Raw genomic sequence first — 13582 nt, forward strand, 5'->3', positions numbered from 1 at the left:
AGAATTTCTGAAATCCGGCGCAAACTGGTGGCCATTATTCTTCTGGGGGAAAAAGGGCATAATCAACTTGCCACCTGTTTCCGCGGATGTTAGGAAGATGATTGATGTTCAAACTGACTGCATGTTTCTGGACGGCTCTCGCTCTCACCCTGCCGTCCCGGGCGGAAGACTCCTGCTATTCCGATGTTGAAAGTTGGAGTACTCTAAGGTGTCCGGTCCAGTATTTTGCCGTGAAATCCCAGAACAGCCGCTATTGGACAACCCTTTTTCCGGACAATCCGCCCTTTGCCTATGCGTGCCTGTACCTTCCTTCGTTTGACCGTGAATTCGGCTTTTATCTGGACGGGAACGAACTGTGCTGGGCCAGAGCCATCGGGCCATGCAGCATGCAGATGCTGTCCCAGTTTCCGGTGGCGGATTTCCAGAGTCCCGGGATGAAACAGGCTGCCGTGCTGCTGACCTGCTTGCACTTTCCCGTTTTAGGGAATCTTTTGGAGGGATGGGACCGCATTGCCGACAGCATAACGGAAGATGACCCTTTTGCCGGGCGTAAAGGGAATATGGTTCTGAGTTTTCTCCAATTCCGGGAATATCGTGAGCTCTCTGCCGCCTGGGTGGAGGACGTGGTCAATCCTGTTCTTTACAGTCATTTGTTCGTTAAAAGAGGCCGGACGGCATTAAACCCTGCCGTGGCGGCCGAACTTCGTAAAACGTGGGATGAAGCGGTCACTCGCAGAACTTTCCCCATGGACATGTACCGCGAATACGTAACCGGGTGCGACGGGAATTACTGCTATTTCCGCGGGGAGTCCGGCGCTGCGGCGGAAGACCTGTGCCGGGGAGAAGGCAGGATGAGGCCGGCCATGAGGTTTCTGGCCTGGGGATTGGCAGACATGGCCATGATGGATGATTTGACCCCGGCAGGGGAGCAATGGGTGATGAGGCAGTGCGCCGCCGTCCGGGAGTATGCCGCAGAAGCGGGTGACGAGCCGCCTCCCATGGTGTCCAGTGAATGGGTGGAGGGATTCAGTAAACGGGTTTGGAAACGAATGGAGCAGGAGGAGGAAGCCGCCCGGGAACGGGAAAAAGGCATGCGCGGGGAGCTTGCAGCTGCGGAAGAGGAGCCGGAGGAAAAAACGCCCTCCCCGTATTCGGGAGAAAAATATATCCGTGGGTTCCGGGAGCGTTTTCTGAAGCCTTTGGGAAAAAATCCCCTTTGGAAGGATTTGTTCCCGGCGGGAACGGAGGGGAAGGCCGCTGTGTGCTGTTTGCTTCCCGGACGCGGTATCTGCGGTTTTTATCTGGATGGCTCCCTCATGGGGCGTGCGGAATCCCGGTCACATCATCCCTGGGAGGTTTATGACAGCTGGTTTTTTCACCGGGAACCGGAAAGGAAGTTGTTCCCTTATGAGGGCATTCCGGATTCGGAGGGGGATTGTGAAGCCAGGGTGAAGAGGGAGTGGCTCATCGTCGGGAGGGAGATAGGCGGCATGATGGAAGGGCTGCTCACCGGAATTGCCAGGGGGGAGCTGGCGGACGGAAAAGGGAGAACGGCTCATCACGTGGACGATACCGGCTTTTGCATCGTGCGCGGGGCTGACGGAACGGAGAGGCTCATGTCTGCCGGTGATGCTGATTTGGGAGCCGTGGTGGAGCTGATGGATTTATTGTATACCATGGACCTGCTGTTCACTTGCGATGAGGATTATTTGAAGGGAATTGTTGAGAAGCGGGCTGTGCTCCAGGGAAGAACGCCGGAGGAAGGAGCGCGGGAATATCGCCGTGAAAGCGGCCTGTGGAGCAGCAGGGGAGGCCGGGCCTGGTGGTTTTAATCCGGGACCGGGTGGCTGTTCCCTGCGCCTTCTCCGGAAACGTCCGGGCCATGGCCCCGCCGCGGAAGGCCCGGAGATGAATTGCCTTTATTAACTTGCCCATGGTATTCTACTGGTTTAAAAAATACTGATGTTCAAACTACTGCTCTGTTTCTGGATGACTTTTTTGCTGGTTCCTTCTCCATCGGCGGCAGACGGGGAGGCGGAAGAGGGAATGACCATCATTTACCCCGGCCAATATTTCGCATGCGCTTGGGAAGAGGCCTATTGGGGTGACGCCCGCGTTTATTGGGAAATGCTTTTCCCGGAAAATCCTCCCTTTACATATGCCTGCATTTACCTGGGGTCCTTTGACCAGGAGTTCGGTTTTTACCTGGATGGGAACGAGCTGCACTGGGCGCAGTCTACAGGCCTTCAGAGCATGCAGATGCTGAGCCAGAAGCCTGTAGTGGATTTGCAGACCATGGATGTGCTCCGTGGGGTACAGCTGTTGATGCACCTGTGGGCGCCTGCCGGAGGAACTCTGCTGGATGGGTGGGACTGGCTGGTGAAAGTAAACCCTGGTTCCGTGCTGGGGAAGGGAGAGGAAACGCAGTATGTATTCCGTTCCGAAGATGGGGTCGGGATAATGGCCGCATTCGTGGAATCCGTGGTCAATCCGTTCGTGTATTCCAGATGGTACGTCAGGAGGGGGCGGCGGGCATTGAGTCCGGCGCTGGCGGAGGCCCTGCGCCAAACCTGGGATAAAGCCGTGACCGGGCGGACTTGTTCCATGCGCGTGTACCGGGCTTTCCTGCAGGGGCTGGATGGCAATTATTGTTATTTCCGCGGGGCTTCAGGCCCGGTAGGGGAGGATTTATGCTGTAACAGCGGAAAGATGAAAGCCTCCATGATGGACCTGGCCCACGGGTTGATTGACATGATGATGATGGATGATTTGAACCCGGAGACGGAGCGGTGGCTGACGGAGCAATGCGCCATGGTGCGCCGGAATGCTCTTGAGCTGGGGGATGGGCTTCCTCCCATGGCATCGGACGAATGGGCGCAGCGGTTTGCGGACCGGTTTTTCGACGGCCTTGAGAAGAAGCGGGATGCTGCGAACAGGAAAAAGGAGCTGGAAGAGCAGGGCCTGGTCGTTCCCAGGGAGGAGAAAAAAGATACGGAGGAATTGGCGCAGCAGGAAGAGAAGAAAGATGAAAGGAAGGAGGCCGTGGAACGGGCAAGATATGCCAAAGGACACCGGGAGCGCTTTTTTCACCCCCTGGAGAAAAATCCCCTGTGGAATGACCTGTTTCCTGGAGGTTCGGAGGGGAAGGCCGGAGCCCTTTGGTTTGGGGAAAATGGGCTGACGGGCTTTTATCTGGACGGGACGGTGATGGCCCGGGCTTCTTCCCGGAACTTGAATCCTGCCCAGATGTACTGCAATTGGTTTTTTGAAGGAACCCCTGAAAGGCGGCTTATTCCTTATGAAGGCGAACCACTTTGGGAGGGGGCCGGGGACGTGGGCTGGGATTATTCACCCAGGGTGAAACGGGAGTGGACGGATATGGGGAAGGGATTGTCCCGGCTGATCAGCCGGATCCTGGACCATGCCGTTTCCGGGGAGATTGCCGCCGGGAAGGCGGCGGGTGACTCGGACCCGGATTCCGGGGACATGGTGATCATCCGCGGGACGGACGGAAAAACCAGGATACTGACCCCGCAGGAGGAGGGGTTTGAGACCATGGAGAAGCTGCTGGAGTGTGCGTACAGCGCCTACCAGGATGAGAGCGTGAAGGACAGTGCGGGGTATATCATGAAGCATGATGATGTATTGCGGGGGAAGACCCCTCCGGCGGAAGGCTACCCCCGCAAAGAGTGCTTCGGAATCAATGGGAGCCGTTTTAACTGGTAGGCGGAAGGGGGGGCAGGCAGCTCCTGATGCGCTGGCCGTGTGTACCTCCGGGAATTTAGTCTTGATACCGGTAGGGGTGCGCGTATCATGTGCTTTAGTATGCACGCCGACTTGGAGAAATTATTGTCTCTGGGGAAAATCACCCCCTCTCTCGCTGAAAAACTTGATCGCATCGCACCTGGCCGTTACTGCTTCCATGCTTCATGGGGCGCCGGCAAAGTCATCTCCTGGAACCTGGCCGGCAAAAAGCTGGTTATTGATTTTGAGGAAAATCCGGAACATGAAGTTGCCCTGGAATTTGCTCCCAAAATTTTGGAGTTCCTCCATGATGACCATTTCCTGGCCAGGCGATATGAAGATACCGAATCCCTGATCAACCTGTCTGTGGATGATCCGGTGGAACTGGTGCGCGTTACCTTGCAGGGCTACGGCAATTCCCTTACCCCGGAAAAGCTGGAAGCCGCGCTGAAAGGCACCGTGATTGCGGAAGACAAATGGAAGAACTGGTGGGACAAGGTGCGCGCCATGCTCCGCTCCAATGTCCAGTTCATGATGCCCACCCGCAAGGGAGAGCGCATCACGCTCCGCACGAATATTCTTTCCCGCGCCCAGGCCGCCCTGGAGGATTATAACAAGGCCGCCGACCTGAAAGCCAAGGTGCGCGTGCTGGACGCCATCAAGATGGAAGCGGTCATGGCGGAGCCGGACACCGTCAACTCCCTGGTTCAGGCGGTGGACGAGGATGTGCGCAACGGCGGCAGCCTGGCTCTCCAGCAGGTGCTGGAGCTGGCCGTACTCCGGGATGACCTGATCGCTGCCGTCAAGAATACGGAAGCGGCCCGGGACGCCTATCCCCTCCGCTCCATCGTGGAAGCCAATATCAGCGATGTGGAACACTTTGCCGAGGTGCTCAATTCCATGCCTGCCGTACGCCAGAAGCGCGTTTATATGACGCTGCCCGCCATCTTTGGGGAGGATTGGACGCAGAAGGCCCTGGAACTGTTTGACGCAAGCGGCGCCCGCGCCGTGGGTGAAATCGCCAAGTTCCTGATTGAAGAAGGGCAGGACAAGGCCCTGGTCAAGCATTTGAAGCATGAACTGCTGCGCCAGACCCTTCCGGCGGAATCCCTGATATGGATATGCCGCCAGCGCCATGACGCCTCCAAGCCCCTCTTCGGGCTTCCGGTGGGCATCGCCATGCTCTCCCTGATTGAACAGGACCACATGGACGGCGGCCCCAACCGCATGCTGCGCCTGAAGAACCTGTTCATGGAGGATAAGAACATCATCCAGGAAATGATCAAGGGGCAGGACGTGGCGGAAGTGCGCCAGTTCGCCAAGATGCTGTACAATACGTCCGCCTTCTCCGAACAGGACCGTGGCGCGCTGATGGCCCGCGTGATCGGCGTTTTCCCGAATCTGCACTCCATCGTCCTGGACGCCATGGTGGATACCTCCGACAAGCCGGAACCGATCTTCGTTTCCTGGGACAGCCTGGAAGCCCGCAAGAAGGAGCTGGAAGAACTGGTAAACGTGAAGATTCCGGAAAACCTGCACAACAAGAAGATTTCCCGCGCGGAGGGTGACCTCCGTGAAAACGGCGGCTACCAGGATGCCAAGGAAGTTGAAAAGGTGCTCAACCGCCGCCGCTCCGAGCTGGAGCATGCGCTGGCGCTGGCCCGCGGCACGGACTTTGCCGTGACGGATACCTCCAGGGCCGCCATGGGGATGAAGGTGACCCTCCAGCCCCTGGCCGGAGGCGATGCCGTGGTGTACACCATTCTGGGCGCGTGGGACACGAATCCGGAAAAACACATTGTCTCCTATCTTTCCCAGGTGGGCAAGGAGCTGACGGGCAAGAGCGTGGGAGACCAGGTGAAGATCGTCCCGATGGACGGAGACAAGAAGAAGGTGTTCACGATTACGAAGATTGAAGCCGCTTTTTAAGAAAGCCGCTTTCTTTTTTGACCAAGGTCTCTAAAAAGCTCCCCTTCTTTCTGGAAGGGGAGCTTTTTTTGTTGTTCATGGAAAAGCTTTTCATTGTTTTGCGAATTTATAATCCGTTATGCATGTTAGAAGAAAAATCTAGGAAATGCATAATGCATATCATTGAAAATAAGCCATTTTTGTTTTTCATTCCTTGAAAGGCGAGTCTTTGCCTGAAAGATTGTCTAGTCCTCTAAATAATGGACCATTTGACTAAGGCACTCATACTGATGAAATAATAATCCGAGCTCTGGTCTTTTTTGTTGACCCCGGATTATAAATCCGTTATTTGTCACGGAATGGAAGCGATACTTCATCATTTCCAACCACATATCCCATAGACACCATGAAGAAAACATTATTCATTCTGGCAACCATGGTTGCAGCGGCTGTTGCGGCCGAGGCCTCTACGGTTCTGATCTCATTCGGGATCAATTCAGGCAATGGCACTGCCGTTGTTGATGGCACGTATCTTGGAGAGTCCGGACAGAAGGTGAACAAGATCTCCACGGGACAAAGCAGTTCCTATACTTCCGGCACCTTGGCCACTACCGGGGGAAGCGGTACCGGAATCACCCTGACGACGGGGGGACTCTGCTGCGGAGGGCCCGGCGTCATGACTGATGCCACTGCCAAAGGCTCCGCCCTGGGCCAGGACAACAAGTTTTACGATGTTTTCGGACAGGATATGACCATCGGCAACCCCCTGGGGGGCGCTGTCAATCCCATCGGCTCCGCAAACGGCAACTTCACGATGTCCCTGAATAATCTGTCCGCCGGCACTTATACGCTTACCATGCTGGTGGGACGCGGAAACAACTACGGTACGGGCAACACCTCCTCCTTCAGCATTGACGGCAGCGGCATCTCCAACATCTCCGCCAGCCTGGACGACTATTCCACCGGGTCCGGAGCCACGCTGAACGGCGTTACCGTCACGGGCAATACGCATACCGGGAACTGGATGCTGATTACTTACACGTTTGACGTGGCGGCGGATGGCACCCAGCTCAATATCCAGTCTCAGGGAGGCACCGGCAACATCAATGCCCTGGCCCTCGCCTCCGTTCCGGAACCGGCCACGGCCAGTCTCGGCCTGCTGGGCCTGGCCGTACTGCTGGTGCGCCGCAGGCGTGCATAATGCTGTTCTTCATGCAGGCGCCGGTCGTTCGTAAAAGGAACAGCCGGCGCCTGTCTGTTTACGGAAGGGAAAATCATGAGGAGAAAACTGAATTGGCGCGGATGGATTCCGGCCGTGCTGGCCGCCTGCTGTCTGGCACATGCGGAAGAAATAGGGATAGGGGTGCTGAACGGAACTGCCGCCACGGAGACGGCGTTCCAGCAGGCGCAGCCCGGGACCTTGGCAGAGGAAGGGAAAACCTGGAATTTCATCAAGCCCGCGGCCAATGCCGCCACGACCGTTTCCGCCCTGAAAACCACGGAGGGAGTATCCACGGAAGCCTCCTGCGCCATCAAGCCGGGTTACTGCGCAAGCAATAGTGTCTTTGCGTCAGGCAGGAACCGTGATTATGTGCTCATGGATTCGTGGGCCGGCCTCCGGGGAACGGAAGACGTCGTGATTTCCCAGCTTCCGGATTCCATGGCGGAATACTGCCATGTGGAGATTTACGGGGATTGCAATGATTCGGACCGGGACATGGTTTATACGGCCAACGGCCTCTCCGGAACCATTCAGGACCGCGGCACGTTTTCCGGCGCTTTTCAGGAGGGTGGCAACAAGTTGACGCTGAAGTATGTGCCGGTTACCAACGGAACGATTACCATCACGGGCAACGGGGCATCCCAGACTCGTTCCGCCATCAATGCCGTCCGCCTGACGGCTCCCTCACCCGGCATCGTATCCTTTACGGCTACCCCTGCGGAAATCATGGAAGATTCAGCGTCCGGAGCCGTTCTAAGCTGGAAAACCTGGAAATGCGGAGCGGTTACACTGGGCACCAGGGACGGGCAGGACATTCCGGCCACCACGGAGAACGGTACAGGCTCTGTCACGGTAAAGCCCGGGGCCACGACGACTTACGTTCTCCGCGCCGCTTGTGAGGACGGGACCTTTTCCACGGAAGAAGTGACGGTGACCGTCAAGAAGCAGGAGCCGGAAATCCTTCTCTTTGAATCGGACAAAAAGAAAATTGTTCCCGGCAGTCATGAAAAGGCCACCCTGACGTGGAGCACGGTGAAGGCGCAAACCCTCACCCTGACCGCCAATGGAACGGAGGTGCCCGTCACCAGCACGGCGGGAGCCGGCAGCGTGCAGGTAGCTCCTGAGGAAACCACGCAATACACGCTGACGCTGACTGCGGCGGACGGTACGGAGAAAAGCAAGTCCCTGGTTATTTCCGTTCTGGCGGAGAATGCGCCCAACGTCCTGGTGTTCCTGGTGGATGATATGGGCTGGCAGGATACGTCCGTGCCATTTTACTACAAGGACGGCCAGCCCTTCGTTACAGAGCTGAATTCCTTTTATAAAACGCCCTCCATGGAAAGGCTGGCGGCGCAGGGGATGAAGTTCACGAACGCCTACTCGTGCCCCTTGTGCTCCCCGGGCCGCACGTCCCTGATGACGGGCAAGACCTCCGCCCGCCACCGGGTTACCAACTGGACGGCCGTGAATGCCCCCACTCTTAATGAATTCAGCGGCGGCCTCCCCCACATCCGGGCTCCCCAGTGGAACATGGCGGGCATGAGCGAACAGGAGATTCCCCTCCCGCGGGTTCTTCAGGAGGCGGGTTACAGGACGATTACGGTGGGGAAGGCCCACTTTGCTCCGTCCAACCAGCGTTATTCCAACCCCGCCAATCTGGGATTTGATGTCAACATTGCCGGCTGTTCCGCCGGACAGCCCGCCTCCTACCGGGGAGAGGACCGTTTCGGCTCCGGGAATACCCATGTTCCCAACCTGGAGGAATATTACGGAACGACCACGGCGGAAGACAGGAAGAAGAATTTCCTGACAAATGCCCTGACGCTGGAGATGAAGAAGCAAATCAAGGCTGCCGTGGATGCAAATACGCCTTTCTTCGCGTACATGACCCATTACGCCGTCCACCAGAGGCATGACCAGCCGGACCCCAACGGTGATTATGACACCTACCCCTCGGGAACGTCTTTTGAGCCGGGAGTTTCCATCGGCGGCAACCTCCGCAACTTCGGCACGTTGATCGGGGGCATGGACAAATCCCTGGGGGACCTGATGGATTACCTCAAGGAACTGGGCGTCGCCAACAGGACTTTGGTCATCTTCATGTCCGACAACGGCGGGGACGCACCCATCCAGCAGAGCTATGACGGGAATATTCCATGGCTTGAGAAGATAAGCGCCGTAGCTCCCCTGAGAGGACGCAAGGGCAGCCGTTATGAAGGGGGGACCCGCATCCCGATGATCGTGGGGTGGGCGGAGGTGGACCCTTCCAGCCCCATCCAGCAGGAATACCCCATTCAGCAGAATGCCGTGAATCATGACATCGTGGCGATTTGGGATATTTATCCCACCATCCTGAATATGCTGAAGCTGAAGGTTCCGGTGGGCCAGCAGGTGGACGGGGAGGACATCAGCCCCTACTTCAGGGGAGACGCCTCCTTCCACCGCACCCAGAAGATATTCCAGCATTTCCCTCACCACCATTCCTACGCCAATTTCTATTCCACCTACCGGAAGGGGGACTGGAAAGTCATTTACAATTACATGGACCAGTACGCCCATACCGGCCTGTATTCCGGCAACGGCTACAAGACGGCGGGCCGCTTCCCGTGGCAGCTCTTCAACCTGAAGGATGACCTGGGAGAGAGCAATGACCTGGCCCGGGACCCGGCGCAGCAGGAACGCCTGATGCGCATGGCGCGCGCCCTCATCCGGGAGCTCCGGCAGGTGGATGCGCAATATCCCGTTCTTACCAGGAACGGACAGGTGATCGGCACGGCCTATATCCGCATGCCCGATCTTCCGGACGTGGATTCCGACGGGGACAGCGTCCCGGACCTTGTGGAAGACGCCAATGGAAACGGCCTTATCGATCCCGGGGAAACGGACCCGGATGATGCCTCCTCCGTGGTTCCCATCCGGCAATAAACCTCTCACCAACTGGACAAGACTTATGAAGAAAATACGTTGTTTTTCCGTTCTTCCCGGCCGTCTGCGTCTTCTCAGGATCGGCCTTGGGTCCGCCGCCTTCCTCTCCGGGGCGCTTTTGCTGGCGGATGTGCTGGTCAATGCAGGCGGAGGCTCCAGCAATGCGGATAAAACCGGCAACGGCGGCGGCACGCTGGATTACGGCCAGGTCACGTTCTCCGGTTCCGCCTCCTATGACAACAATACGGTGCGCGGCTTCTCCCAGGGCGGAGCGGTTTATGCAGGCTCCGTGGTGCAGCAGGCCGCCGTTTCCTTCTCCGGCAACAGGGCGGAGGAGGGCAGCGGCGGGGCCATATACAGCCGCGGAAACGTGCAGATAGCCGCTGGTTCCTCCTTCTCCGGCAACGCGGCGGCCCACAACGGGGGCGCCCTGTGCCTGGACGCCAATGACGGGGAAGATGAGCGCACCGTGAGTGTGGAAGGCGGCTGTACCTTTTCCGGCAACAGCGCAGGCAATCTGGGCGGCGCCGTCTATGTCTCCGGCAACAGTGCCGCGGCTCCCACCGTGCTCAATCTCCGTTCCACGGATTCCTCCCGGCCCGTTTCCTTCAGCGGCAATTTCCGGGGGCGTTCCGTGGGTTCCTCCACGGGAGGCGCGCCCAACTCCATCACAGTCATGGGCCATGTAAGCCTGGTGGTGCATGCGGACCGGGACTGCCTGGTCAGCATGGAAGATCCGCTTTATTCCTTCGCCGGATATTCCTCCTCCTCCAGCCTCAGGAAGACGGGGGACGGGACGCTGGGCTTTGGCGACGGAGTTTCCCTGTGCCATTTTCCGGTAAGCGTGGAAGGGGGAACGGTGCGGCTGGGCGCGAATGCCGGCATGCGGGGGATGACGCGGCTGGACGTGGCTGCGGGGGCATGCCTGTCCTTTTCTCTCCCCCGGAACCCCGGCCAGGAGGCCAAGTGGAGCGCGGAGGGGCCGGTGTCTCTGGACGGCACGGCGGAAATTCGCGTGGCTCTCCCTGACATGGACAGGAAGGCGCAGGAGCAAAGCTGGAAGCTGGTGGAAGGGACCGCTCTTTCCATGGCGGCGCTTCCTTCCGTTTCCTATGACGCAGCCAGTGCGGAGGCTTGGAAGCAGGCGGGCGGTTTTTCCCTGAAACAGGAGAATACGGCGGGTAAGAGCGCCCTGGTGCTGGCCTGGACGCGCACGCCTTCCCCTTATGACCAGTGGAAGAAGGACCATTTTCCCGATGGAACGCCGGAGGATCAGACGGTCCCGGGCGCCTGCCCCGCGGGCGACGGCATCACCAACCTGATGAAGTACGCCACGGGCCTGGATCCGGACAAGCCCTGCGGAAGCGTCACAACGCTGGCGGCCCGGGAAGAAAACGGAGGAACCCGCCTGGCGCTGGAATGGCCCGTGAACCCTGCGGCCACGGACGTGACGTTCAGCGTGGAAAGCTCTGAGGACCTGGTTACCTGGAGGGAAGAGACGGTGATTGAGCCATCCGGAAACCGGGCTGAATACCTTGATACGGTAGTGATAGACGGCAATGCTCCGGCGCGGAGGTTTTTGAGGCTGAAGGTGACCAGGGAATAGGCCGTCTTCCCTGCCCATTCTCCGGGCGCGGATGGCACGGGGCTTCAAGGACGGGAGAGGCCACTCCTTCTCCTGTTTTGAACCGCCATAAACAAAGGGCTGTTCCACATGCGGTGAAACAGCCCCTGAAAAGGAATGGCGGCAAAACGCCGCAAACTATTTGGCGAGCACTTTTTGAACAGCGGCAACGACGTTGTCCACGTTCATGCCGAGTTCTTCCAGCACCTGCGCCCCGGGAGCGGAAAAGCCGAAGCGGTTGATGCCCACGGCCTCACCCTGGCAGCCCAGGTATTTCCACCAGAGGTCCGTCACCCCGGCTTCCACGGACACCCTCTTCACGCAGGAGGAGGGGATCACGCTTTCCCGGTATTCCGCAGGCTGCGCGTCAAAGCGGAAGAAGCTGGGCATGGAAACCACGCGGATTCCTTCCCCGATCTGTTCCGCGGCTTTCAGGGCCAGTTCCAGCTCTGAACCGCTGGCCAGAATGACGGCTTTCAGTTCCCCCTGCTCCCGCCGGGCGATGTAGCCGCCTTTCAGCACGCCCTGGCGGCGCGTCTCCACGGGGATGTCATTCAGGGTGGCGACCTTCTGCCGGGTCAGGATCAGGGCGGTGGGGCCTTCGGCGCGCTGCAGGGCGGCCATCCAGGCTCCGGCGGTTTCTTCCGGGTCCGCCGGACGGATGACGTCCAGGTTGGGAATCACGCGGAGGCCGGAAACGGTTTCCACCGGCTGGTGGGTGGGGCCGTCTTCGCCCACGGCCACGGAATCGTGCGTCAGGATGTAGGTAACGGGCAGGCCGCTGAGGGCGGCCACGCGGATCGCGCCGCGCATGTAGTCCACAAACACGCAGAAGGTGGCGGCGCTCACGCGGAACAGCCCGTCATAGGCAATGCCGTTGCAGATGGCGGCCATGGCATGTTCACGGATGCCGAACCAGAAGTTGCGGCCTTCCGGATTTTCTGCGGAGAAGTCTCCCGCACCGGAAAGGTAATTCTTGTTGGAGCTGTACAGGTCCGCGCTGGTGGTCAGGAACCACGGGTCCGCCTTGGCGATGGCGTTGATGGCCACGGAACCGGCGGAACGGGTGGCGTCACTGTAATCCGCGGGGAAGGGGGGGATGTCCTTGTCCGTGATGGAGGCGTCCACGCCCCTGGCGCAGGCGTCCATGCCGGAATCCAGCTCTGCGGCCAGTTCCGGATAGGAGGCGCGCCATTTCCGGTACGTGGCTTCCCAGGCGGTGAAGGCGGCTTCCCTCCCGGCCCGGAGGCTGTTGAAGAAGCTGCGGACGTCTTCAGATACATAATAGCGTTCTCCTGCGGGAATTCCCCAGTTGGCGTGGGCTTCCTCCTGGAGCTTGGCTCCGCCTTCACCGTGGCCCTTGGTGGTTCCTTCAATGCCGGGAATGCCTTTGCCGATGACGGTCTTGGCAATGATAAGCTGGGGCTTGCCATTTTTGGCCGCCTTGGCGGCTTCCACCGCTTCCGCGATGGCCTTGAGGTCATGGCCGTCAATCTGGCGCACGTCCCAGCCCAGGGCTTCATACATGGCGCGCGGGTCCGCAATCTGGGTGCGGTCCGCCGGGGCGTCCAGCGTGATGTCGTTGGAATCGTAAATAAGAATAAGGTTGTCCAGTTTCAGGACGGCGGCCAGGGCGATGGATTCTCGCGCCACGCCTTCCTGAAGGCAGCCGTCCCCCGTCAGGCAGAAAACGTGCTGGGTGAAGATGTCCATGCCGGGCTTGTTGAACCGCGCGGCGGCGCGCCTGGCGGAAAGGGCGAAGCCTACGGCGTTCGCAATGCCCTGGCCCAGCGGCCCCGTGGTGCATTCCACACCCTCCGTATCCCGGAATTCCGGGTGGCCCGGCGTGATGGAGCCCTTGTGGCGGAAGCCCTTGAGGTCTTCAATGCCGATGTTGAATCCCGACAGGTGAAGCCAGCCGTAAAGGAACATGGAGCCATGGCCGGCAGAGAGAATGAAGCGGTCACGGTTGAGCCAGCGGGGCTGCGCGGGGCAGATGTTGAGCAGGTCGCCGAACAGGACGGCCCCGATTTCTGCGCATCCCAGCGGCAGGCCCAGGTGGCCGGAGGCACAGTCGTGAACGGCATCCATGGCAAGTCCCCGCGCCTGGTTGGCGGCTTTTTGGAGAAGGTCAAGATTCATGCCCGGGCAATATGAGC

7 protein-coding genes are annotated in these 13582 nt (G+C 59.0%); 6 read left to right on the forward strand and 1 reads right to left on the reverse strand.

Going from position 1 to position 13582, the window contains the following annotated elements:
- Positions 1 to 104 precede the first annotated feature (104 nt).
- From CXU21_RS06295 to CXU21_RS06325, 6 genes are all read left to right on the forward strand, one after another.
- Complete coding sequence (locus CXU21_RS06295) at positions 105 to 1832, forward strand: hypothetical protein (RefSeq protein WP_146016991.1); 1728 nt, start codon at positions 105 to 107, stop codon at positions 1830 to 1832.
- A 130-nt stretch (positions 1833 to 1962) separates the two neighbouring features.
- Entirely contained in the window at positions 1963 to 3726 is a 1764-nt protein-coding gene (locus CXU21_RS06300) for a hypothetical protein (protein WP_146016992.1), read from the forward strand.
- Between the two features lie 99 nt (positions 3727 to 3825).
- Complete coding sequence (locus tag CXU21_RS06305) at positions 3826 to 5673, forward strand: GreA/GreB family elongation factor (RefSeq protein WP_180972690.1); 1848 nt, start codon at positions 3826 to 3828, stop codon at positions 5671 to 5673.
- A gap of 385 nt (positions 5674 to 6058) precedes the next feature.
- Positions 6059 to 6853, forward strand: a complete 795-nt coding sequence (locus CXU21_RS06315) for a PEP-CTERM sorting domain-containing protein (protein WP_146016993.1) — start codon at positions 6059 to 6061, stop codon at positions 6851 to 6853.
- Between the two features lie 75 nt (positions 6854 to 6928).
- A complete protein-coding gene (locus CXU21_RS06320; RefSeq protein WP_102725478.1) occupies positions 6929 to 9799 on the forward strand; it encodes a sulfatase-like hydrolase/transferase in 2871 nt (956 codons plus the stop codon).
- Positions 9800 to 9824: 25 nt separating this feature from the next.
- Entirely contained in the window at positions 9825 to 11405 is a 1581-nt protein-coding gene (locus CXU21_RS06325) for a hypothetical protein (RefSeq protein ID WP_102725479.1), read from the forward strand.
- Between the two features lie 156 nt (positions 11406 to 11561).
- Here CXU21_RS06325 and tkt read toward each other — a convergent pair whose 3' ends face one another.
- Positions 11562 to 13565 carry a transketolase gene (gene tkt, locus CXU21_RS06330; RefSeq protein ID WP_180972691.1) on the reverse strand — a complete coding sequence of 668 codons (2004 nt, stop codon included), beginning with the start codon at positions 13563 to 13565 and terminating at the stop codon, positions 11562 to 11564.
- Between the last annotated feature and the right edge of the window lie 17 nt (positions 13566 to 13582).

Source organism: Akkermansia muciniphila (assembly GCF_002884975.1).
In the GTDB taxonomy this organism is placed as follows: Bacteria; Verrucomicrobiota; Verrucomicrobiia; order Verrucomicrobiales; family Akkermansiaceae; genus Akkermansia; species Akkermansia muciniphila_C.